This window comes from Streptomyces sp. H51, assembly GCF_035656535.1.
Lineage (GTDB): Bacteria > Actinomycetota > Actinomycetes > Streptomycetales > Streptomycetaceae > Streptomyces.
The window spans coordinates 72534-95602 of the sequence record NZ_JAYMHD010000061.1; the positions used below are offsets into that span (position 1 = coordinate 72534).

The 23069-nt window shown below is 71.2% G+C and carries 23 protein-coding genes; 18 read left to right on the forward strand and 5 right to left on the reverse strand.

Annotated features, from left to right (window positions below; translation table 11 throughout):
* Window positions 1-48 precede the first annotated feature (48 nt).
* A complete protein-coding gene (locus tag VKA29_RS20790; RefSeq protein WP_324787387.1) occupies window positions 49-618 on the forward strand; it encodes a hypothetical protein in 570 nt (189 codons plus the stop codon).
* 16 nt (window positions 619-634) lie between these two features.
* Here the strand turns inward: VKA29_RS20790 and VKA29_RS20795 are convergent, their stop codons facing one another.
* On the reverse strand, window positions 635-1972 hold the full coding sequence (locus VKA29_RS20795; protein WP_324787388.1) for a M14 family metallopeptidase: 1338 nt from the start codon (window positions 1970-1972) through the stop codon (window positions 635-637).
* A gap of 219 nt (window positions 1973-2191) precedes the next feature.
* On the opposite strand from VKA29_RS20795, the gene VKA29_RS20800 reads away from it, so the two are divergent.
* Window positions 2192-3514: an Nramp family divalent metal transporter gene (locus VKA29_RS20800; RefSeq protein ID WP_324787389.1), complete on the forward strand. Its 1323-nt coding sequence runs from the start codon at window positions 2192-2194 to the stop codon at window positions 3512-3514.
* 61 nt (window positions 3515-3575) lie between these two features.
* Here the strand turns inward: VKA29_RS20800 and VKA29_RS20805 are convergent, their stop codons facing one another.
* The gene (locus VKA29_RS20805) at window positions 3576-5276 is read right to left on the reverse strand and encodes a glycoside hydrolase family 18 protein (RefSeq protein ID WP_324787390.1); all 1701 of its coding nucleotides are present in this window, start codon (window positions 5274-5276) and stop codon (window positions 3576-3578) included.
* A gap of 386 nt (window positions 5277-5662) precedes the next feature.
* Here VKA29_RS20805 and VKA29_RS20810 point away from each other — a divergent pair, with 386 nt between their 5' ends.
* The 14 genes from VKA29_RS20810 to VKA29_RS20875 all read left to right on the forward strand — a co-directional run bounded on the left by VKA29_RS20810 (window position 5663) and on the right by VKA29_RS20875 (window position 17935).
* Window positions 5663-6472 (forward strand): hypothetical protein, encoded by an 810-nt coding sequence (locus VKA29_RS20810; protein WP_324787553.1) that lies wholly within the window; start codon window positions 5663-5665, stop codon window positions 6470-6472.
* A 124-nt stretch (window positions 6473-6596) separates the two neighbouring features.
* On the forward strand, window positions 6597-7304 hold the full coding sequence (gene cpaB / locus VKA29_RS20815) for a Flp pilus assembly protein CpaB (RefSeq protein ID WP_324787391.1): 708 nt from the start codon (window positions 6597-6599) through the stop codon (window positions 7302-7304).
* A 9-nt stretch (window positions 7305-7313) separates the two neighbouring features.
* Entirely contained in the window at window positions 7314-8567 is a 1254-nt protein-coding gene (locus VKA29_RS20820) for an AAA family ATPase (protein WP_324787392.1), read from the forward strand.
* A gap of 248 nt (window positions 8568-8815) precedes the next feature.
* On the forward strand, window positions 8816-9142 hold the full coding sequence (locus tag VKA29_RS20825) for a pilus assembly protein (protein WP_324787554.1): 327 nt from the start codon (window positions 8816-8818) through the stop codon (window positions 9140-9142).
* 1 nt (window position 9143) lies between these two features.
* On the forward strand, window positions 9144-9521 hold the full coding sequence (locus VKA29_RS20830; protein WP_324787393.1) for a TadE/TadG family type IV pilus assembly protein: 378 nt from the start codon (window positions 9144-9146) through the stop codon (window positions 9519-9521).
* 28 nt (window positions 9522-9549) lie between these two features.
* Window positions 9550-10887 carry a CpaF family protein gene (locus tag VKA29_RS20835; RefSeq protein WP_324787394.1) on the forward strand — a complete coding sequence of 446 codons (1338 nt, stop codon included), beginning with the start codon at window positions 9550-9552 and terminating at the stop codon, window positions 10885-10887.
* 9 nt (window positions 10888-10896) lie between these two features.
* Window positions 10897-11841: a type II secretion system F family protein gene (locus tag VKA29_RS20840; protein WP_324787395.1), complete on the forward strand. Its 945-nt coding sequence runs from the start codon at window positions 10897-10899 to the stop codon at window positions 11839-11841.
* Between the two features lie 20 nt (window positions 11842-11861).
* A complete protein-coding gene (locus tag VKA29_RS20845) occupies window positions 11862-12749 on the forward strand; it encodes a DUF5936 domain-containing protein (protein ID WP_324787396.1) in 888 nt (295 codons plus the stop codon).
* A 418-nt stretch (window positions 12750-13167) separates the two neighbouring features.
* Entirely contained in the window at window positions 13168-14655 is a 1488-nt protein-coding gene (locus VKA29_RS20850; protein WP_420718534.1) for a sensor histidine kinase, read from the forward strand.
* 61 nt (window positions 14656-14716) lie between these two features.
* A complete protein-coding gene (locus tag VKA29_RS20855) occupies window positions 14717-15673 on the forward strand; it encodes a response regulator transcription factor (protein ID WP_324787397.1) in 957 nt (318 codons plus the stop codon).
* A 202-nt stretch (window positions 15674-15875) separates the two neighbouring features.
* On the forward strand, window positions 15876-16073 hold the full coding sequence (locus VKA29_RS20860) for a hypothetical protein (protein WP_324787398.1): 198 nt from the start codon (window positions 15876-15878) through the stop codon (window positions 16071-16073).
* Window positions 16073-16669, forward strand: a complete 597-nt coding sequence (locus tag VKA29_RS20865) for a pilus assembly protein TadG-related protein (RefSeq protein ID WP_324787399.1) — start codon at window positions 16073-16075, stop codon at window positions 16667-16669. Before VKA29_RS20860 ends, VKA29_RS20865 begins: the two co-directional genes overlap by 1 nt.
* A 34-nt stretch (window positions 16670-16703) precedes the next feature.
* Window positions 16704-17279, forward strand: coding sequence for a hypothetical protein (locus tag VKA29_RS20870; protein WP_324787400.1), 576 nt, complete (start codon window positions 16704-16706; stop codon window positions 17277-17279).
* Between the two features lie 8 nt (window positions 17280-17287).
* Window positions 17288-17935 carry an OmpA family protein gene (locus VKA29_RS20875; protein WP_324787401.1) on the forward strand — a complete coding sequence of 216 codons (648 nt, stop codon included), beginning with the start codon at window positions 17288-17290 and terminating at the stop codon, window positions 17933-17935.
* 95 nt (window positions 17936-18030) lie between these two features.
* Here the strand turns inward: VKA29_RS20875 and VKA29_RS20880 are convergent, their stop codons facing one another.
* The 3 genes from VKA29_RS20880 to VKA29_RS20890 all read right to left on the reverse strand — a co-directional run bounded on the left by VKA29_RS20880 (window position 18031) and on the right by VKA29_RS20890 (window position 19742).
* Window positions 18031-18510, reverse strand: coding sequence for a DUF3618 domain-containing protein (locus tag VKA29_RS20880; protein WP_324787402.1), 480 nt, complete (start codon window positions 18508-18510; stop codon window positions 18031-18033).
* The gene (locus VKA29_RS20885; protein WP_420718535.1) at window positions 18507-18953 is read right to left on the reverse strand and encodes a phage holin family protein; all 447 of its coding nucleotides are present in this window, start codon (window positions 18951-18953) and stop codon (window positions 18507-18509) included. The genes VKA29_RS20880 and VKA29_RS20885 overlap by 4 nt, the downstream gene beginning before the upstream one ends.
* Window positions 18954-19187: 234 nt before the next feature.
* Complete coding sequence (locus tag VKA29_RS20890) at window positions 19188-19742, reverse strand: phosphatase PAP2 family protein (protein ID WP_324787403.1); 555 nt, start codon at window positions 19740-19742, stop codon at window positions 19188-19190.
* A gap of 337 nt (window positions 19743-20079) precedes the next feature.
* Between VKA29_RS20890 and VKA29_RS20895 the strand changes: the two genes are divergently transcribed.
* Together VKA29_RS20895 and VKA29_RS20900 are read left to right on the forward strand one after the other, a co-directional pair.
* The gene (locus tag VKA29_RS20895) at window positions 20080-22167 is read left to right on the forward strand and encodes a hypothetical protein (protein ID WP_324787404.1); all 2088 of its coding nucleotides are present in this window, start codon (window positions 20080-20082) and stop codon (window positions 22165-22167) included.
* Window positions 22164-23054: a hypothetical protein gene (locus tag VKA29_RS20900; RefSeq protein ID WP_324787405.1), complete on the forward strand. Its 891-nt coding sequence runs from the start codon at window positions 22164-22166 to the stop codon at window positions 23052-23054. The genes VKA29_RS20895 and VKA29_RS20900 overlap by 4 nt, the downstream gene beginning before the upstream one ends.
* Window positions 23055-23069: the final 15 nt, after the last annotated feature.

Genomic DNA, 23069 nt, shown 5'->3' on the forward strand with positions numbered 1-23069 from the left:
TCGGGGCTGACTGTCCCCGGCACAGGATCGTCGACCATACTGCCCGCTGTGGAGCAGCGCATAGGTTCGAGCAGCCAGCCCCTGAAGGGCGAGCCCGTGACGGGCGCCGGGTTCGACCCGGCCTTCATCCCCGGGCTCACCTCGCCCGCGACCGGCGAGCCGGAGGAGGCCGAGGACCGGGAGACCGACGTCGAAGCCGAAGCCGTCGAGGAGACGGCGGAGCCCGATGCGGCCGAGACGCCCGTGGAGCCCGGAGCGGCCGAGCGGGAGGCCGCCGCAGACGACACCGCGGACGAGGACGAGGACGAGCCCGCCGACGGCCCGCTCTTCGAGGCCGCCGACCGCCGGGCCCGGATCGTCGCCGACCGCAAGGGAGTCCGCCTGGTCCTGGACGACCAGGAGTGCGAGTTCCGCTGGGACGAGATCGGCGCGGTGGAGACCACGGTCCCCCGCTTCGGCAAACGGCTCACCATCACGGTGCACACCCCTGACCGGCGCTGGTACCCGATCGAGATCGAGGCGCCGGCCAGGAGCCGTTTCAAGGAGTGGGACGAGCGGCTGGACGCGGTCCTCGACGCCTACTTCGAGGAGGACGCCGAGCACGCGCCGGGCGACTGAGCGGCCGGATGCCCGACTAGCCGCAGTACTGTGCCTGTTTGCCGATCGACCGGTACATGCAGTCGGCGTTCTCCAGCAGTTGCAGCACCGCGTCCCGGTTGCGTGAGGTCTCCCGCTCGATCACCTCGTCGGGCGGGTAGAAGCCGCCGCCGGAGGACGACGTGGGGTACATCTCGAAGGTGTACGAGAAGATCCTGTGCACGCCCCACAGGTAGTCGTCGATGGACCCGTCGGTGATGTACAGGTCGCTGGACTGCTCGGCGGTGTAGCCGTTGCTGGCGGCCATCTTCTGCCCGACCGTCCTGAAGGCGTTGTAGTCGTCCGCCGTCATCCCGGTCGTGGTGTCGGAGTACGTGTACCCGAACGGCCACAGCACCAGCTCGCTGTAGGTGTGGAAGTCGATCCCGGCGGTGATCTGCTGCTTGCCTCCGACGGCCCGGCTGCGCACGAAGTCGGCGACCACCTTCACCTCGGGCGCCGACTCGGCGGCTGCGCCCCGGTACGTCTCCGACGACGTGGAGCCGGAAGACCCGCCGCAGCAGCCCCACTTGTAGTTCCAGTTCCGGTTCAGGTCGGTGCCGACGTAGGAGGAACCGGAGTTGGGCTGGCGGTTCTTGCGCCAGGAGCGGTAGGAACCCGTCGCGATGTCGTACTCGCCGCCGTCCGGGTTGAGGTCCGGGACGATCCAGATCTCCCGGCTGTTCACCATGTCCGTGATCCGGGAGTCGCTGCCGTAGCCCGCCCCCAGTTCGCGCAGCAGGTACAGCGCCATCTCCACGGTCAGGTGCTCGCGCGCGTGCTGGTGGAAGGTGAACAGCACCTCCGGCTCGTTCTCGTCGGTGGCCGCGTTGTCGCTGACCTTGATGGCGACGATGTCCCGGCCCTGGTACGACGTGCCGATCACCCGCCGGCTCATGATGGCCGGGTAGGCCGCGAGCCGCTGGTCGATCTCGGCGTTCGCCTCGGCGTAGTTGTGGTACTTCGAGTCGGCCGAGGGGAAGTCGTACAGCCGCGCCTCGCCCCGGGACCTGTCCGGAACGGCGCCCACGGGCGCGACGTCGTACCCCGCCGCCCGCAGCGTGCGGATCTGGTCGGACCGCCCGGAGACGACGACCGTCTCCTCGTCCGCCTCGTCCACGGTCACGCCGGCCGCCGCGATGGCGGTGCGGGTGACCGGCGTGCTGTGGTCGACGTGGATCTCGTACTGGCGGACGTCGCCGGCCGAGGGGGCCCTCCGGTGCACGCTGTCGGCGGTCGCCGAGACGGGTGCGGCGAGGGCGAGGGCCAGCAGGCCGGCGAGTGCGGCGGTGCGTCTGCCGCCGCGGGCGCCGGTGCCTCGTACACGTAGTCGCATGACATCTCCTTGGTTCTCCGGGGGGTCCGGGGTCGCCGGACGTGGGGAGTGGAGCCGGGGGGTGGTTCAGCGACGTGCTGTGCGGGTGGCGCCATCGTCAATGAATGGCATGGACAGGTCAATAGTGGCTCAAGGGGTGGTGCGGCGGACCCCGCGCGATCCGGCCGTGCCTCGCACGCCCTCTTGTCCGCCCGCCCGCTCTGGGCTTTCTTGACCTTCATGGCGGACACCACGGGAAACACCGAGGAGACCCGGACGGCCGGCGCCCCCGCCCCCGTCCCCCGCACTTCGCGCCGACGGCTCATCGGCCCGGGCATCGTCGTCGCCGCGACCGGCGTCGGCGCCGGTGACCTGGTGGCCACGCTCATCGCCGGCGGCAACTTCGGCTACACCCTGCTGTGGGCGGCGGTCGTCGGCTGCCTGGTGAAGATCTCCCTCGCCGAGGCGGCGGGCCGCTGGCACCTGGCGACCGGCCGCACCCTCTTCGACGGCTGGGCGAGCCTGGGCCGCTGGACGACGTACTTCTTCGCCGTCTACGCCGTCGTCTGGGGCTTCGTCTACGGCGCGGCGGCGATGTCGTCCAGCGCGCTGCCGCTGCAGGCGCTCTTCCCCGGCGTGGCGGACCTGGAGTGGTGGGCGGTCGGCTGCGGGCTGGTGGGCCTGGTCTTCGTCTGGTTCAACAAGTACGCCGTGTTCGAGAAGGTGATGACGGTCCTGGTGGGCGTCATGTTCCTGGTGACGGTGTACCTGGCGGTCAGGGTCACCCCGAACCTGGCCGACGCCTTCGCGGGCCTGCTGCCGGTCCTGCCCGACGAGAAGGACTCCGTCCTGAACACCCTCGGCCTGATCGGCGGCGTGGGCGGCACCATCACGCTCGCCGCGTACGGCTACTGGGTCAACGCCAAGGGGTGGACGGGCACCGGCTGGATGAAGGTCATGCGGCTGGACAACCGCGTGGCCTACGCCACCACGGGGGTCTTCGTCGTCGCCATGCTGTTCGTCGGGGCGGAGCTGCTGCACTCCGCGCACGTGGCCGTCGCGAGCGGCGACAAGGGCCTGATCCAGCTCGGCGACATCCTCGCGGCCGAATACGGCACCGCGACGGCCAGGTTCTTCCTGATCGGCTTCTTCGCCACCTCCTTCACCTCGCTGATCGGTGTCTGGCACGGGGTCAGCCTGATGTTCGCGGACTTCGTCGCGCGCTCCCGCCGGACCGGCGCGGCGAGCGGCGAGGAGGTCGCCTCCGGCGCCCGCGAGCGCTCCTGGCCGTTCCGCGCCTACCTGCTGTGGCTCACGTTCCCGCCGATCGTGCTGCTCTTCCAGGGGCAGCCCTTCCGCCTGGTCGTCCTCTACGGCGTCCTGGGCGCGGCCTTCCTGCCGTTCCTGGCGCTGACCCTGATGTGGCTGCTCAACTCCTCCCGCACGCCGCGGCAGTGGCGCAACGGCCCGCTGAGCAACACCGCGCTGGCCGTCGCGGGACTGCTGTTCCTGGTCCTGTGCGGGAAGCAGGTCTGGGACCAGCCGTGGTCGGAGTTCTTCTAGTCGCTCCGGTCGGCCGGTCGGCCACATCAGGGTCATCGACCGTCGGTGTCTTCGGCCGGCCCTACGGCAGCGCGTGCACGTGCGGGCCCACCGCGCCGGACCACGCGTTCCCGCTCGCCGCGTCCCAGTTCGTCGACCAGGTCATCGCGCCCCGCAGGTCGGGATACGCCTTCGACGGCTTGAAGGAGCCGCAGTTGGTCAGCTTCGTCAGGCAGTCCAGCGCGTTGTTCACCACCGTCGGCGACACGTAACCGCTGCCCGCGCCGCGCGTGGAGGCCGGCAGGCCGAGACCCACCTGGGAGGGGGCGAGACCGCCCTCGAGCTGGATGCAGGCCAGCGCGGTGAGGAAGTCCACCGAGCCCTGGCTGTAGACCTTGCCGTCGCAGCCGAGCATCGAACCGCTGTTGTAGTACTGCATGTTGACGACGGTGAGGATGTCCTTGACGTTCAGCGCCGTCTGGAAGTACGCGTTCGACGTCGACTGCATGTCGATGGTCTGCGGGGCCATCGTGAGGATCATCGACGGACCGGCCTTCGCCGACAGCGCCCTGAGCGCCTGCGTCATGTAGGTGGCGTCGAGCCCGTTCTCCAGGTCGATGTCCACGCCGTCGAAGCCGTACGTCTGCATCAGCGAGTACACCGAGTCCGCGAAGTTCGCCGCCGAGGCCGCGTCGCGCACCGACACCGTGCCGTTCTGGCCGCCCACGGACACGATGACCTTCTTGCCGGCCGCCTGCTTGGCCTTGATGTCCGCCTTGAACTGGTCGACCGTGTAGCCGCCGAGGCCGGCCGAGTCCAGGGTGAAGGTCACGGCGCCCGGCGTCGTCGTGGCGTCCGCGAAGGCCACCGCGATGATGTCGTACTGGGACGGCACGTCCGAGATCTTCTGGACGGTCGCGCCGTTGTCGAAGTTCTGCCAGTAGCCCGTGACCGCGTGCTTGGGCAGGGTGCCGCCGCCGGTGCCGGTCGACGCCGCCGTCGTCCCGGTGACCGCGCCGGACTTGGCCGACTCGCCCGCCGCGTTGGTCGCGGTGACCTGGAAGGAGTACGAGGTGGAGGCCGCCAGGCCGGTCACCGTCGCCGACGTGCCGGTCACCGCCGTCACCTTCGTGCCGTCCCGGTAGACGTTGTACCCGGTCGCGCCCGACACGGCGTTCCAGGCCAGGGAGACGGAGGAGGACGTGGTGCCGGAGACCGCGAGGCCGCCCGGCGCCGCCGGGACCGTCGGGGCCGGGTCGCCGCCACCGCCCCCGTCCGGGCCGTACACCGACACGTCGTCCGCGTAGTAGGCCGCCTGCCCGTACCACCCGTGCGTGTACACCGTCACCGAGGTGGTCGAGGAGCCCGTGGTGAAGGTCGTGGACAGCTGCTTCCAGCTCGCCGAGTCCGGCGTCCACGTCGACACGTCCGTGCTGCCGGTGCCGGTGACGCCCAGGTAGGCGTACCCGCCCTGGACCCAGGCGCTCAGTGTGTACGTCGCGCCCGGCTGCACGGCCACCGTCTGGGCGCACCGGGCGTTGTCCAGCCCGGCAGGCGTCGCCTTGAGCGCGGCGGAGCCGCCGTGGACCGGCGAGGAGACGGTGGTCCCGCTCCCCGCCGAACAGGTCCAGCCGCCCAGGCCGGACTCGAACCCGGAGTTCTTGACGTTGTTCACGTCCGCCGCGGACGCCTGGCCGGCGCCGGCCAGGCACAGGGCGAGGGCGGCGGTGACGGCTGCTGACCAGAACCGTGGCGATCGTGCCGATGTGATGTATGGGGACATGACAACAAGCTGGTCCAGACCAATCCGGCTGTCAATAGGTCCAGACCAAATCCCTCGCTCCTGGCGGCATGCGGGTCCACCGCGTGGGCCCACGGGGTGGGCCCGGCGCATGGGCCCGGGGGCCCAAATGCGGACCCAAATCCGGGACCCGGCGGCGCGAGGGGACCGGCGAGATGCTCAACCTGCCCTGGTTTGACGTGTCTTGTGAAAAGACAGTTGCCCGTCAGCTACGGAATCGCTGTTCTCCGGCCACGGAGGCGTGGATACAGTGCTGAGGTAGTCACGCAGTGAAGTCATCTCGGTGTACCGGCGTAACCCCGGTGGATCGACAGGCGTAACACGGGGAGCTGCGCGTGCCAACTGCCATTGCCGTGACCAGTGCCGACATGGCGCTGCCACCGCAGGACGAACGGACCTTGCCCGCCGTCGTCCTGGAGGACCTGGACCGGCAGCCGCTGGAGCAGGCGCTGGCCGGGGTGCAGAGCCTGGTCGACCAGCACGGGCACGTCGTCGTCGTGTGCTCGCAGGCCGTCTCCCGCGGCGTGGAGCGACGGCTGCACACCATCCGCTCCCTCCTCGAGAGCGACCGCATCGCCCTGTTCCGGCCCGACCTGCCGCCGCTCGGACTCGCGGTCCTGGCCCGCCAGTTACGGCAGCTGGCGTCCTGCGACCTCAGCCCCGGAGTGCTCGCCTCGGCGGGCCGGCTGCTCACCCACTACATCCACGCCGGGGCGCTGCTCGGTTCCGTCGCCCGGCTCGACCGCGTCCCCGTCGGTCTGAAGTCGCACGCCAAGTCCTGGGTGCCGGGCAGCCAGTTCGGCGTGCTGGCCCATCCGGAGCCGCAGCTGGTGAAGATCGGCCCCGGAGCCACCCTGTCCGGACCGGAGTTCGGCACCTGGATGCTCGTCGCCAAGGGCCAGCTCCAGTCCGACTGGGTCGCCGGAACCCTCGCCAAGGACTGGAACGTCCAAGGACTCAGGGAGACCGCCGCGCCGGCCGAGTCCGCGGTCTGGTGGGGGACCGGCAAGCTGATCGAGTTCGCCGCCTACCTGCCCGACCTGTCGGTGCTGTACCAGCTGGTCACGTCGGTGCGGCAGAGCACCTGCCACTGGTGCGGGATCGACGTCATCGGCGACCGGTGCGTCTTCTGCTCCGCCACATCGCCGTACCACGAGAACCAGATCCCCGCCGGATGAGGGCGGAACACGGGGGCGCCGCACGGGACTCGCGTCCCGACCGCCCGCTCCCGGACCAGCCGCTCACACCCCGCACGTCATTCGATTCCGCTCGACCGATATCCCCGATGAGGTTGTACGGTTCATGAACTCCCGTCAGCGCCGCGGCGTGCTGCTCCTGCTCCTGTCGGTCGTCTGCGCCCTCGGCGCGTTCGCCGGTGTCCTGTCCGTCATCAGCGACGTGAAGTCCAAGGTCGGCCCCGAGGTCACGGCCTACCAGGTCAAGTCGAACGTGGCGCCCTACACCCGGTTGAGCGAGGGCCAGTTCGAGAAGATCAAGATGCCCGAACGCTGGCTGTCCGACACCGCGGTGACCGACCTGCGCGACATCCGCGGCAAGATCGCCGTGACGACCCTGCGCGCGGGCTCCCTGCTCCAGCGGGACATGATCGTGGACCAGCCCGCCCTGCAGCCGGGGCAGCAGGAGGTCGCCATCATGATCGACGCGGCGACCGGCGTGGCGGGGAAGATCACGCCTGGTTCGACGGTCAACGTGTACGCCACCTTCGCGGGCGAGCGGGAGGGCGACCCCGCACAGTCCAAGATCATCGTAACGAACGCCAAGGTCCTGGACGTCGGCCGGATCACCGCGCTCGACCCCACCGAGAGCAGCAAGAACCGGCAGACCACCGACGCCGTCCCGATCACCTTCGCGCTCTCCACCCTCGACGCCCAGCGCATCACCTACGCCGAGTCGTTCGCCCAGCGGGTCCGGCTCGCGCTGGTCGCGCCCGGCGGCGACACGACGGTCCCCGACCGGGACCGCACGTACCAGCTCGCGAAGGACAAGTGAGAGGCCCGCATGCCCACGAGGATCCTCCCGGCAGCCGGCGACGCGGACGCCGTCCGGTCCATCACGACCCTGCTCAGCCAGCTCCCGGACGCCGAGCCGGTGGCCCCGGTCGTCGACTCCACCCAGCTCGTCGACACCCTCGCCCGGCTGGCCGCCGAGTCGATCGACGAACTGCCCGAGGTCGTGGTCGTGCACGAGCGGATCGGCCCCGTCCCGGCCCTCGAACTCATCCGCGAAGTGGCGCTGCGCTTCCCCGCGGTGGGCGTCATCCTGGTCACCTCCGACGCGAGCCCCGGCCTGTTCCAGGCGGCCATGGACTACGGCGCGCGCGGTCTGGTCGCCCTCCCGCTCAGCTACGAGGAACTGGCGAGCCGGGTGCAGGCGGTGGCCCAGTGGTCGGTCGGCGTACGGCGCCATCTGGGCAGCGGCGGCGACGTGTTCACCGGCGTCGGCGGCACGGTCGTCACCGTCAGCGGCGCCAAGGGCGGCGTCGGGGCGACGCTCGTGGCGATCCAGCTGGCGCTCGCGGCACAGGCGTCGGGACGCGGCACCGTGCTGGTGGACATGGATCTGCAGACCGGGGACGTGGCGTCGTACCTGGACGTGCAGTTCCGCCGGTCGGTGGTGGACCTGGCCGCCATCACCGACATCTCGCCGCGGGTGCTGGCGGACGCCGTCTTCCGCCACGACACGGGCGTCGCGCTGCTGCTCGCCCCCGGCGAGGGCGAACGCGGCGAGGAGGTCACCGACCGCGCCGCCCGCCAGATCGTCAGCGCGCTGCGCTCCCGCTACGAGGTCGTCGTCATCGACTGCGGCGCCCAACTGGGCGGCGCCGGCGCGGCCGCGGTGGAGATGGCCGACCGGGCGCTGCTCGTCACCACCCCGGACGTGGTCGCCGTGCGCGGCGCCAAGCGGACGGTGCGGATGTGGGACCGGCTGCAGATCCGCAAGGCGGAGGAGACGACGGTGGTCGTCAACCGGCACACCCGCGCCACGGAGATCCAGCCGCCGCTGATCCAGAAGATCACCGGCACGGCGGTCGCCGGGATCGCGATCCCCGCCAACTTCAAGGAACTCCAGGGCGCGGTGGACGCGGGCCGCATCCACGAGCTGGACAGCAAGGGCGCGGTCAAGCAGGCACTGTGGGGCCTGGCCGGCGAACTGGGCCTGGTCAAGCCCGCGGAGGGCGCCCAGAAGGGCGGACGGCTGCGGGGCGACCGCGGATCGGTGAGCTTCCGGCGCCGCAGGGAGGCAGGGGGATGAGGATGCGGACGGATCCGCGGGGAAAGGACAGGAGAAGCGACCGGGAGCGGGACCCGGAGTGGGGCCGCGGGCCGGGCCTGGGGCCGGACCGGGAGTGGGGCCGAGGGCCGGGCCTGGGGCCGGACCGGGAGTGGGGCCGAGGGTCGGGCCTGGGGCCGGACCGGGAGCGGGACCAGGAGTGGGGCCGGGCCCGGGCCCGGGCCCGGGGACGACGGGACGGCGGCCAGGTCACCATCGAGTTCCTCGGCATGACCCCGACGATCGTGATCACACTGGTGGTGCTGTGGCAGCTCGTGCTGGTGGGGTACACGTGGACGCTCGCGGGGAATGCTGCCGACGAAGCGGTACGGGCGGGGACCGCCGCCGAGGGGGACATGCAGGCCAGGTGCGCCGAGGCGGGCCTGAAGGACCTGTCGGGCGCGTGGCAGGGGGGTGCGGACGTGCGGTGCGGTGCCGGGGGCGGCTTTGTCACCGCGGACGTCCGTATCGAGGTCCCCATCCTCTTCCCGGGCACGGTCAGCTTCCCGTTCACCGTGAAGGGGCACGCGGGCGCGGTCGAGGAGGCGACGCACTGAGATGCCGTACCGGTCCACGAGAACGCCGCGCCGTCGCACCACCCGCGACCGCGGCCAGGTCGCTCTCGAATACCTGGGCTTCCTGCCCGTCCTGCTCATCGTCGGCATGGCGGTCGTGCAGCTCGGCCTGATCGCCTACACCGCCCAGCAGGCGGGAACCGCCGCGCGGGCGGGGGCGCGCAGCGCCTCCCTCGACCGGGGCGCCGACGCGGCCTGCGACCAGGCCGTCAGCGGTTTCCTGGCCGACGACACCAGCTGCGCGTCCGCCTTCGGCGGCGACGAGGTCACCGTCACCGCCACCGTGCACATCCCGTCGATCGTCCCCGGCTGGGACTTCGGCCCGGCCCACAAGACCGCCACCATGCCGCTCGACCACTGAACGAGGACAGCGCGAGGAGCACCCGACCATGAGCCTGCGGGCACGCATCAACTCCCCCGAGGAGAACGGCCACCGGGGCGAGGACGGCCACCTCGTCGCCTCCTACCGGGCCAAGCTGCTGGAGGAGATCGACCTCGCGGAGATGTCGTCGCTGGCCGCGGCGGAGCGCCGCGCCCGCCTGGAACGCGTCCTCGGGCACATCATCAGCCGCGAGGGCCCGGTGCTGTCGACGGTCGAGCGCTCACAGCTGATCCGCAGGGTGGTCGACGAGGCGCTCGGCCTCGGCATCCTGGAGCCGCTGCTGGAGGACGCGTCGATCACCGAGATCATGGTGAACGGCCCCGACGCGATCTTCGTGGAGCGCGGCGGCCGGGTCGAGCAGCTCCCGCTGCGTTTCCCCTCCCACGACCAGCTGATGCAGACGATCGAGCGCATCGTCTCCACCGTCAACCGCCGGGTGGACGAGTCCAACCCGATGGTGGACGCGCGCCTGCCGTCCGGCGAGCGCGTCAACGTGATCATCCCGCCGCTGTCCCTGACCGGCGCGACGCTCACCATCCGCCGCTTCCCCCGCTCCTTCACGCTCCAGGAGATGATCGGCTTCGGCTCGCTGGACGAGCACATGCTGTACCTGCTGGCGGGCCTGGTGCAGGCGAAGTTCAACGTGATCGTCTCCGGCGCGACCGGCACCGGAAAGACGACGCTGCTCAACGCCCTCTCCGGCCTGATCCCCGAGGGCGAGCGCATCATCACCATCGAGGACTCCGCCGAGCTCCAGCTCCAGCAGGCCCACGTCATCCGCCTGGAGTCCCGCCCGCCGAACGTCGAGGGCAAGGGCCAGGTCACCATCCGCGACCTGGTCCGCAACTCGCTGCGGATGCGCCCCGACCGCATCGTCGTCGGCGAGGTCCGCGGCGGCGAGTCCCTGGACATGCTCCAGGCGATGTCGACCGGCCACGACGGCTCCCTCGCCACGGTGCACGCCAACAGCGCCGAGGACGCCCTGATGCGCATGAAGACGCTGGCGTCGATGTCCGAGGTGGAGATCCCCTTCGAGGCACTGCACGACCAGATCAACAGCGCCATCGACGTGATCATCCAGCTGACCCGCTTCGCCGACGGCGCCCGCCGCATCACCGAGATCGCGATCCTCGACAGCCAGGGCAGCGACCCGTACCGCCTGGCGACGGTGGCCCGTTTCCACGCCCGGCCCATGGCCGCCGACGGCCGCATCTACGGCGCGTTCGAGTACTTCCCGCTCCCGCGCCGCACCGCCGACCGCCTCTACATGGCGAGCCAGCCCGTCCCCCAGGCCTTCGGCGTCGCCCAGTCCGCAGACCAGCTAGCCACCCGAGAAGCCAGGTAGGACCGACCGATGGATCTGCACACGCTCATCACGCTCACCACCGGGATCACCCTGCTGACCTGCGTCCTGGCCGTCGCGGGCCTGCACGCCTACGCCACCGGCAAGGCGCAGCGACAGGCGCTCGTCGACCGCCTGTCGGCGACCGGCCAGATCCCGGTGGCCGGCCGTCGGCGCCACTTCCCCGGCCTGGACCGCCGCCTGCGCCGCACCAAACTGGGCAGGAAGCTGGAACTGCGCCTGGCGGCCACCGGCCTGGACGTCACCCCGGGCGAGTTCTTCGCCACCATGCTCGCCGTGGTCGCCGGGCTGTGGCTGGTCGGACAGGCCGCCCTGGCGCCCTTCTTCGGCCCGCTCGCCGGGCTGCTCGGCATCTGGCTGGCGGTCCAGTTCCTCAACTGGCAGCGCCAGAAGCGCATCGAGAAGTTCATCAACCAGCTCCCGGAGATGTCCCGCATCCTGGCCAACGCCACCCAGGCCGGACTGGCGCTGCGCACCGCCATCGGCATGGCCGCCGAGGAGCTGGAGGCCCCGGCCGGCGAGGAACTCGGCAAGGTCGCCAACCAGTTGGCCCTCGGCGCGTCCATGGACGACGCCCTCGGCGAGATGGCGGACCGGCTCCCCTCCCGCGAACTGGTCGTCCTGGTCACCACGCTGGTCCTGTCGAACCGGGCGGGCGGCCAGGTCGTCAGCGCGCTGCGCAACCTCACCGAGACGCTGGAGGAGCGCAAGGAGACCCGGCGTGAGGTCCGCACCCAGCTCTCCCAGGTGAACATGACGTCGTACGCCGTTCCGGTCCTGGGCATCGGCTCGTTGTTCCTCATGAACGGCGTCAAGGACGGAGCACTGGACCGTATGACGGGCTCACCGGTCGGCCAGGGCGCGGTGATCGTCGCCTTCGCGCTCTACGCCGTCGGCTTCGTCCTCATCCGCCGCCTGTCCCGCATCGACGTCTGAGACCCGGAGGGAGGACGACCATGGCACTTCTGCTCGCACTGGTGACGGGCCTCAGCGTGTACGGCGTCTTCGCCGGCATCCGCATGTACCGCGCGGACGCCAAGCTCCCCGGCGACCTGGCCCTGGCGCTGGAGGTGGGCGCCACCCGCACCGGCGCGGTCGACTCGGTGGTGGACCGCCTCGGCATGCGCTACGCACCCGCGATCCTGCGCCTGATGGGCCCCAAGATGGTCGCCAAGTACCGCCGCAAGATCGACCTGGCGGGCAACCCGGGCGGCCTGACCATCGACCGGTACGCCGCCCGCCGCGCGGTCTACGGCTTCCTGGGCGGCGTCGGCGGCCTGGTGTTCCTGATGAAGGGCGACTTCATCCTGGCCGTCGTCCTGTTCGCCTTCGGCGCGTTCTGGACGGAGGTCGGCATCTGGTCCGCGATCCGCATACGCAAGGACGTCATCGAGCGGACGCTGCCGGACTTCCTGGACGTGCTGGCCGTCGTGGTCAGCGCGGGCCTCGGCTTCCGCCAGGCCCTGGACCGTGTCGCCGCCAAGTACGAGGGCCCGTGGGCCGACGAACTGCGCATCACCCTGCGCCAGATGGACCTGGGCATGAGCCGCCGCCAGGCGTTCGCGGAACTGCGCCGGCGCAACGAGTCGGAGCAGGTCGCCATGTTCGTCACGGCACTCCAGCAGGGCGAGGAACTGGGCGCGCCGATCGTGGACACCCTGGTGGCCCTGGCGAAGGACATGCGGCGCACGGACGCGCAGAACGCCCGCCGCAAGGCGGCCCGCGCGGTCCCCAAGGCCACCATGATGATCACGACCTTCATGGTCCCGGCCACCATGATCCTCCTCGGTGCCGGCCTGATCCTCGGCTCCGGCACGGACTTCGGCTCGATCACGGGCAAGTAGACGGCGGGTGGGTGTACTGGCGATGACGACGACGAAGGAACGCCTCGGTTTACGGCGGCGCCGCCCGCAGACACCGGAGATCACCACCCCTCCGGCGGGCACGGTCCTCCCGGCCCACGTCCGCACGGGCGCCCCCGACATCCCGGTGACCTCGGTGACCCCGGCCCTGCCACCGGGGTGGGAACGGGCGGACGGGGCTCGGGCGGGGGGCGCCGGGGCGGTGGCGGTGCCTCGGGCTGGGGCGCCCACGGACGCCTCGGGCCCTGACGTGTCCGCGGTTCCGGCGCAGTCGGGGGTTCGGCAGTCGGGGGCTCCGCGGTCGGGGGCTCGGCAGCCAGGGGCTCGGCAGTCGTCGGCTCCTCGGTCACCGGCTCTGCGGTCGTCGGCTCCGCGGTCGGGGTCGGTGCGGTCGGGGTCGGTGCAGCCCGGGTCGCCGTGGCCGGAGTCACCGCAGGAGCGGCGCCGGGTAGCGGGCGGCGGACCTGAGGGGACGGCCCCGGCGGCTCCGACGCCTCCGACGGCCTCAACGCCTCCGACGGCCTCAACGCCTCCGACGGCCTCAACGGCTCCGACGCCGCGCGCGGAAGCCGCCCACCCCGACCGTTCCCCCCGGACTCCCTCCGCCGCCCCAGTTGCCTCCGCCGCGTCCGCCCTGACACCCGCCGATCCGGCCTCGGCCACCATCCCCATCCAGATCAACGCCCTCCAGGCGATGTGCCGGCAGGTCTTCGGCTTCCGCCTCGCCATGATCGCCCTGGCCGCCCCCTCCGCCCTGCTCAACGCCTCCCCGGGCCTGGCGACCCGCCTGGTGGGCGCGGCGGTGGTCGTCACGTTCATGGGCTCGTACGTCCTGTTCCGCGACTGGGAGCGCTTCGGCCCGCTGCTCCTGCGCCACCCCACCCTCCTGGCGGTGGACACCCTCTTCGGCTCGCTGCTGCTCATCTCCGCGGGCCCCGACACCACCCTGGCCTACGTCAGCGTCTGCACCCCCCTCCTCGCCGGCATCGTCTACGGCTGGCGGGGCGCGGCCGTCTTCGCCTCCCTCCAGTCCCTGATCCTCCTGCTGGTCCACCAGACCGCGAAGGACCTGCACACCGGCCCCGCCGAGTCCCTGCTGCTGCCCGGCCTCTGCGTCGTCGCGGGCGCGGTCGGCTCGGCGCTGCGCAACCTGCTGCTCCGCTTCGGCGCCGCCACCCAGGCGCTGACCACGGTGCAGGCCCGGCTGGCGGTCACGGAGGCGGTGAGCGCCGAACGGGCCCGGCTGGCACGGGAGATGCACGACTCGGTCGCCAAGACCCTGCACGGCGTGGCACTGGCCGCGGACGGCCTGGCCGGCTCCGCGGGCGCGGCCCGGATGGACCCGCTGCTGGTCAGGCAGCAGGCCGAACTGGTCGCCCGCTCGGCCCGCCGCGCCGCGGCCGAGTCCCGCGAACTCCTCGCGGACCTGCGCCGCGAGTCGGACCCCGGCCAGGGCACCGACGTACTGGTCGAACTGGCCGCCCGCACGAACGACTTCAGCGCCCGCACCGGCCTGAGCGCCGACTACCGGCCGACCGGCGAGCACGCGGTGCCGCCGGTCCCCCCGGCGGTGGCCCGCCAACTCCTGACCATCGCCTCGGAGGCCATGGAGAACGCCCACCGCCACGCGGACCCGACCCGGGTCGACGTACGCGCCGGCGTGCACGGCGACCTGCTGCGCATCAGCGTGTACGACGACGGCCGCGGCCTGCCCCCCGGCACGAACCTCGAACAGCTGCGCAGGGCGGGGCACTTCGGCCTGGTCGGCATGGTCGAGCGTGCCGCCTCGGTGGGCGCCCGCATCCGCATCGGCCGCGGCGGACATCCCCGGGGCACGGAAGTCCGCCTGGAGCTGCCCCTGGCAGCCGTCGCGACAGCAAACACATGAGGCAAGAGTCCCTGAACCGCCGTCCCGCCCGAACCCCGACGACACGAGAGGAGGCCGCCCGATGCCGGACCCGACGACACCGCCTCCCGGCCCTCCGCAGCCGCCGCCCCACCCGTTCGACGGCTTCCCGTCCGCTCCGCCCCCCGCGCCGCTCAGGGTCGTGGTCGCGGACGACAACCCCGTGGTGCGCGCGGGTCTCACGGCCCTCCTGTCCGGCCGCGAGGACATCACCGTGGTCGCGGAGGCCGTGGACGGCCGTCAGGCCTGGGAGGCTGCCCAGCAGCACCGTCCCGACGTCGTCCTCCTGGACGTCCGCATGCCCGGCGTGGACGGCATCTCGGCGCTTCCGTACCTGGTGCGGATCGCCCCGGTGGTGATGCTGACCTACAGCCGCGAGTCGGAGATCGTCCAGGAGGCCCTGCGCCGGGGTGCGGGCGGTTACCTGGTGTACGGCGAGTTCACGGCGGACCAACTGGTTTCGGCGGTACGGGACATCAAGGAAGGGCGGGCCCACTTCACGCCGACGGCGGCGGGAGCGCTGCTGGAACAACTGCGCCGGGACGGAAGCCGGAACGCGGCACCGCTGCCCGAAGGTCTGGGCGGGGCGGATGCGAATGCACACGACGGTTCTGCGACACCCGCTGTCAACCGATCAACCCAACCCCGTTACCCGCTCGGAGACTTCCCGCCCGTCAACGCTCCCTCTCCGGCTATTTCTTCAGAAAACCTTTCGCAACTGCAACCGGATGTGGGACAGTCGTCGTCAGCATGGACGAACGGCCGACCGGCCGCTCCCGACAGGTCGCGGTACCAACTGAGCACGAGGGAGGCGGAGATCATGGACCTCATCGCGTCCGGCATGAACAACCAGCAGATCGCCGCCACCTGCTTCATCAGCGAGAAGACGGTCAAGAACCACATCAACCGCATCTTCGCCAAGCTCCACAGCACCAGCCGTTCCGAAGCCGCCGCCAAGTGGCTTGGTACGGCGCCGGGTTCAGGCCGAGGGGTGGGGTGAGGCGTGATGACATCACGGGGGAGCGCGCGGGTCTCGCATTGGGCCCGGGATTGGGTCCTGGGACCCTCCGACGGACGGGAAGTCCCACCGTACGGTTCTCGTGTCGCGAGCGGCACCGGCGGGGAGGAAGCCGGTTACGTCCACGACCCAGAGACGCAGCCGTCGGCCGGTGCCCGGCCGGCCGTACCGGGAGGGGAACACCATGAGCAACTGGATCAACACCACCGTCGCGTACCTGCAGACCCGCGCCGCCCGCAACGACAAGGGCCAGACGGCCGTGGAGTACCTCGGCATCATCGCGGTGGTCGTGGCGATCGTGCTGGCCATCACGGGTACGGACATCGGGCAGTCGATCTTCGAGGCCATCACGAACAAGGTGGACGAGGTCATCGGCGGCTGATGAGGCTGCGTAGGAACGGCGACGCAGGGCAGGCCTTCCCCATCTACATCACGGTGGTGGCGGGCCTGCTCTTTCTCGCGTTCGCCTACCTTGCGGTCGGCCAGGCCGCGGCAACCCGGAACGGTGCCCAGACGGCAGCCGACGCTGCTGCCCTCGCGGCGGCGCAGGACCTTCGCGACAAGCTCGCCGGCAAGTGGGTGGAGGACGTGCTCGACCCTACGAAGTGGCAGGACGTCTTCGACGGGAACCTGATCGGGCTCGAACCGTCGTGCTGGCGAGCCGACGCCCTTGCCGGGCGGAACGGCGCCCACGTCGAGAAGTGCACACCAAAGGGCCTTCTGGGCTTCACGGTCGACGTCGAGACCGACAAACCGGTGGGGGACACCATCGTGCCCGGCACGGAGAACAAGTACGCGACGGCTTCCGCAACCGCCGTGATCGAACCGCTCTGCACGTTCCGACTTCCCGGCGAGGAAGCCGGGAAGGACACCTTGCCGAAGCTCACATGCAAGGACCGGGACTGGGAGCTGGACCCGAAAGACCTCACCGACCTGCCGGGACCCGAGGACCTCTTCGACGTCCACCTGGCCGACTGACAAGCGAACGACGAGTGACGAAGGAAGCAGAGGCATGAGCATTCGGTTCACTGCGAAGGCCCGCAGGAGAGTGGTCGCGCTGACCGTTGCGGCCGGTCTGGCCCTCGGCGTGGCCGGCTGCGGTGGTGGGGGTGACGACAAGAAGCCCGAAGCGTCGGCTTCCGCTTCCAATGCTGGGGGATCTGACCCGAGTCCTCAGGAGGGGACGGATGAGCCTTTGGCGGAGCTCAAAGGCGAGTCAGGCCTTATCCTCAAGATCACCTCTGCCACGAGGGACTCCGGGGGATTCGTCACCGTCAACGGCGAGGTCAAGAACGACGGCTCCGAGGCGACCCGGATCCCCATTCGTGCACAGGGCGACGAAACCGAAATCATCAGGCATGGGTCATCGCTGGGCGGCGCGACACTCGTTGATTCCTCGACCAAGAAGCGGTACTACGTCCTGCGTGACACCGACGGCCGCCCACTGACCACGACGGACATGCCGAGGATCAAGGCTGGCGACTCCATCCCCGTATTCATGCAGTTCCCCGCGCCCCCCTCCAGCACGGCCGACGTCACCCTCCAGTTGCCGACCTTCGCCTCGGCGACCATCAAGATCTCCGGGTGAGGCCGATCATGACCCACACCCGGACCCGAACGGCGGCCCCCCGCCTCGCGGTGACCCTCACCGCGGTATCCCTCATGGTCGCCGCCAACATCGTCGGCGCCGTAGGGGCCCGTGCCGACGACAACCCCAGCGTTCCGCCGGGCACCGAACCCTCCGCCTCCGCTCCCGTCAAGGTCGACCCGAACGACCCCGACCTCAAGCTTCCCGAGGGCGCCACCCTCGCCGAGCCCAAGGTGCTGGACATCAAGTCGGTCGTCGAGGACGAGAGCGGCGACGAACGGCGCGAGGACACCAACAGCGACGTGAAGTTCGCCCTGCAGGCGGAGGTGCTGTTCAGCAAGGACAGCGCCAAACTCAGCGCCGACGCCAAGTCCCGCATCGCCTCGATCGCCGACGAGATCAAGAATCAGAACGCGACGAGGATCCGCGTCTTCGGCTTCACGGACAACCTGGGCTCGTCCGCGCACGGCGACGTCCTGTCCCGGCAGCGTGCCAACGCCGTACAGGAGGTCCTGGACGAGGAACTGAACGACCCCGGCATCACCTTCGAGGTGCGCGGTTACGGCGAGCAGTACCCGATCGCCGACAACTCGACGGAGGCCGGCCGCAAGAAGAACCGCCGAGTTGAGGTGTCCTTCCCCCGCTCGGAGGGCTGAGCGAGCCGAACTCCTGAGGCAGGCCCGTCCCGACCCCAACGATCGACGACAGGGACGGGCCGACGGCTGCTCGGCTGCTCAAGGGGCCGCTCCCGTCACCGCCCGCGTCGGTACGCCATCCACGCCAGCACGGCGCCCGCGGTCACCGCCAGCAGCAGCGCGCGGTTGTCCCGCGCCGCCCGCGCCCCCTCGGCCGCCTTCTGGCGCACCGGCTCGGGTGCCTTCTCCTGGAGGAGATGTCCGGCCTGCACGGCCTTGGCCCGGGCCTGCTCGGCGGCCTGGAGCGCCTTGTCCTTCACCGGGTCGGGCAGCCGTTCCTGCACCTGGTGCGCGACATCGGACGCCTTGGCCCGCAACTCCCCGGCCTTGGCGGCGGCCTGTGCCCTGACGTCCGCCGCCCTCTCCTGGGCCTGCGCCCTGACGTCAGCGGCCTTCTCCTGCGCCCGTGCCCTGACGTCGGTCTTGGCCGCCAGCGCCTCCACCGTCTGCCCGAGTTCCTTGCGGGTCTCCTCGACCTGCTCGCGCAGTTCCTCCGTGCTCGCGGCGGTCTGCTCGTCGTGAGGCGGCTGGGTCATCGGTGTGCACGCTCCTTGATCTCGGTCATGTCGGACTTCACGCCGGCGATGGCTTGTTCGGGGGCCGGTGGCGCGCCCTCGCGGATCTGCTTCCTCCCGCTCAGTGCCATGAGCCCGGTGATCAGCCCCAGCACAGCCGTGACGATCAGCGCCGCGGCCCACACCGGCAACGGCACCGCGAGCGCGGCGACGGCGGTGGCCACGAGGGCCTGCAGAGTCAGAAAGCCGACGACGCCGGCGCCGCCGAACAGCCCGCCGCCCTTCCCGTACCGTTTGCCCTTCTCCTTCATCTCCGTCTGCGCCAGCCTCAGTTCGCCGCGCAGCAGCTCCGTCAGCTGGTGCGATGCCCGCTGCACCAGTTCACTGACCGGTTCCGCGCCGGAACCGTCCGGCTCCCCGCCGCGAGGAACGGAGTGCGGTTGCGTACTCGACACGACGATCACCTCCCGTCTACCTGTTCCTGTTCCTGTTCCTGTTCCTGCGTCTGTTCGTTTTCCTGGTCCTGGTCCTGGCGGGTGGGCGGGGCCCGTCCCCGGTCGGCCCGGTCCGTCGGATGCGTCCGATCCGTTGGATCCGTTGGATCCGTTGGATCCGCTGGATCCGCTGGATCCGATGGAGGCGCGAGTACCCCGTCCTGCGAGTTCAGGACACTTCACGGCGAGCGGTTCCTGCGCTCCCTACCGCCACCGCAGGTACCGCGGCAGCAGTCCGGGCGCCGCCCGCACGAGCCAGGCGCCGAGCAGCCCGACGGCGGCCCCGCTGACGACGTCACTGGGATAGTGGGCGCCGCTCTGCACCCGCTCCACGGCCACCAACGCGGCCGGCACAGCGCACACGACGCCGGCCGACGGCCACGACGGAGCGACCGCCGCCGTGAAGGCGACCGCCGCCGCGGTGTGCCCGGAAGGGAACGACGACGAGTCGGGACGCTCGTCGGCCTCGTCGTGCGGCACCCAGTCCTTCGGCGGCCGGGGACGCCCGGTCAGCTGCTTCCCGACGCCGTTGCAGGCGAGTTGTGCCACGGCCAGGGCAGCCAGGCCCGCGGCCGCGGCCTTCCGCCCGCGCAGGCCGCCCGACCACGCCATCACGGCGGCGGCGCCGAACCACAACTTGCCGCTCTCCGCCGTCTCCTCCACCGCGGACAGCACCTTGTGCAACCCGGACGGCACCCGCGCCGCCAGTCCCTGCGTCACACGGCGGTCTGTCTCGTACACCTCAGCCAACCAGCCCATGACGTGCCGGTATCCGCCGGATCACCGGTCACACCCACGACCCGGACCACGTCGTCGGCGCGATCACCGGGACCGTGCGGCCGACGCGGCGGCGTTGGGTGCCGATTTGGGCCCACGGGCCCATGCGGCCCAGCCGTCCCCTCCCTACCGTCGACCCATGTCGTGGACCGGCGGCGGGGGAGCGGCGGGGATCCGGGCGACACTGTCCGCGGGCGCGTGAACACACCCCCGAACCGGCGGAGTTGACGAGGGGGAGGACATGTCGTCGATCGGGGGAGTGCCGGAAGGCGGGGCAGCCGTGTGGCCGTCGGGGGAGCCGGGGAGCGGGCGCCGGAGCATGCCCGCACCGTTGTCGGCCGCCCTCGTCATCGTCCACGCCCTGTTCGCGATCACGGTCGTCGGCGGCCTGGGCCTGCTGCTCACCGCGGCCTCCTACGACGCCTTCGACGGCGGCGTCCTGGCCCTGCTCGTCTACGCCGCCGCGCCCGGCGCCCTCGGCTGGTGGCTGGCCCGGCGCAGCTGGGAGGGCGGGCCGCGGGTCCGGCGCGGTCTGATCGCCGTACAGGTCTGGCTGATCCTCACCGGCCTCGCCAACCTCGTCGCCGGGTCGGCCCGCGGTGGCGTGCAGCTCGTCCTGCCGGTCCTCGTCCTCGTCTTCCTGCTCCGCGGGGAGAGCCGCCGGTGGTACGAGACCCCCGGTCTGGAGCGCGCCGAACGCCGCCCCTTCTCCCTGGCCCGCATGATCCGCTGGCGCCGCGACGAGGGACAGACGACGGTGGAGTACGCCGGGCTCGTCGCCATCGTCGCCGCGATCACCGTCGCGCTGCTGGTCAGCGGCCTCGGCACCCAGATATACGGCGGCATCCGCGCGAAGGTCTGCGAGGTCACGGGCTCGGCCTGCCCGGCCCCCACCGACGGCGGCGGCACGGACGTCCGGGCGGGGGACGACAACGGCAACCCCCGGGAGTCCACAGGCGGCACGACGGAAGGCGCCGACGGAAGCAACACCGGTACCACGGCCGGCACCGGAAACGACGACCCCGCGGACCACAGCGACGGCACCGACAACGACGGCAACGACGACAACCAGCCCGACGACGAGAAGAAGAAGGGCGACGAGAAGAAGAAGGGCGACGAGAAGAAGAAGGACGACGGCTGCTTCAGCGGCTTCGGCGCCTTCCTGAGCTGCGCCGGCGACCAGGTCAAACAGGTCGGTCAAGGCCTCTTCGTCGACGGCATCTGGGGCGACCTCACCGGCATCTGGGACATGGTCCGCCACCCGGGCGACACCTTCAGCGGCCTCGCCGACTACGGCAAGCAGCTCGGCGACGACTGGCTGAAGAACTCCGAGGGCGCCTCCGGCAAGTGGTCCAAGGGCGACTACCTCGGCGCCCTCTGGAACTGGGGCGGCGCGTCCCTGAAGACCGGCGGCACGGTCCTGTACGACATGTTCATCGGCGACGACGTGGCCGACCAGTGGAACAAGGGCAACAAGACCCGTGCCGTCACGACCGTCCTCTGGAACGTCGGCTCCCTCTTCATCCCCGGCTACGACATCGGCAAGGTCGCCGAGAAGGTCGGGGTGCTCGGCAAACTCGGCAAGCTGGGCAGGCTCGCGGAGAAGGCGGGCGAGGCGGCCGAGGACGCGAAGCGCGCCGCGAAGGCGGGCGACGTCGAGGGCGCCGAGAAGGCGGCGAAGAAGGCCGACGAGGCCGCGGACGAGGCCGAACGCAAGGCACGCGAGTCCGGCTGCACCATCGCCGCACCGGCCCGCAGGGTGCCGTACGCGGGCGGAGTGCCGTACGCGGGCGGACCCGGCGCCGGCACGACCGTGCTCGCCGCCGGCCCCGCGGACTCCCCCTACGTCGTCCTCGCCGAGGAGGGCTGCGACGAGGAGGCCAAGCAGCAGGCCCAGGAGGCCCGCAAGCAGGCCGACGAGGCCGAGCAGGCCGCCGAGGACGCCGCCGGGAAGAACAGGCCGGCGAACGAGTGGAAGGCGCGGGACGACATCCCCGGCCCGGCCCGCGGGAAGACCCTGAAGTTTCCGAACAAGCGTCACACCGTCAGCGGAGCGGCGGGCGGCCAGGTCAAGGAGCGCAACACCATCATCCTGCGGGGCAACGAGGACCTGGTCCGCTCCGACATCGAGGGCATCGCCGACGGCCGCGCCACCCTGTCGGCCGACGGCAACACGTATGAGATCAACGGCCGTACGTACGAGGTGGAAGGCAACGGTACGGTCTTCCCCAAGTCCGGTCCCGGCCTGGTCGAACTGGACCGCATCGAGTACGCCGCGCTGAAGGAGATCGCCCGGAACAAGGGCGACCTGAGCAAATCGCAGCAATTGCAGCGCGACCCCAAGTTCGTCAACAATCCCGCGAAGGTCCAGAAGGCCAAGGAGATCTACGACGGGACGTACAAATGATGGCGAACCTCTTCACCGTCGCGGACGGCGACCCGGCGCGTCTCCGGCGGGCCCTGGCGGACCTGCTCGGGCTCCCGGAGGGGTCGGTCGACGTGGCCGACGCGGACGGTGACCAGGAAGGACGTCACTGGGACGCGCCGGTGCTGTGCACCTACCGCCGGCTGCCCCCGGGCGATCTCGCCCTCGAACTGGACGTCACCGTCACCGTGGCCGGCGAGACGGCCGGCGACCTGACGGAGCCGCGACTGGCGCACGGCCTCGCGGCCGGCCTGGACGGCTCCGTCCTGTACCCGGCCGACCCCGCGGACCTCGATCTGCCGAGCGCGTACTGGGTCGCCGTACCGGACGGGCGCGCGGTCCGCTGCCGCCTGGAGGCCGTCGACACCGAGGCCGTCGACACGGAGGCCGCCGACGGCACGGCGTACCGGGTCGACGCGGTGGAGGAACCGGTGCCGGACCTGCCACGCGCACGGGTCGAGTCCCTGCCGGAGGTCCTGGACCGGGAGCCCGTCCCCACACCCGTGGCCGACGCCTTCCTCACCGGGTACCCGAGGGGTACGACGGCGAGCATGGAAGGGCGTGTGCACTACAGCCTGCGGGTATGGGAGAGGCTGGTCCGCCGCCTCGAAGCCGACTGGGGCCCCTCGGGGCGTTACCGGGAGGACCTGTTCCGCAGGGACCTGGAATCCCGGAACGAACTGGGCCGGCTGCTCACCCGGATCGACGAGGCACACGCGGACGCCCTGCGCTCAGCGCTGACACTCCTGGACCGGACCTTCCTGGACCGAACCGAGCCCACCGCCACCGAGGACCCCGAACGCTGGTGGTGGCACAGACGCCCGAGGCGCACCCCCTGGCCCACCGACGACGAGCAGCCGGCCGGTTGACACCCCGCCTCCGAC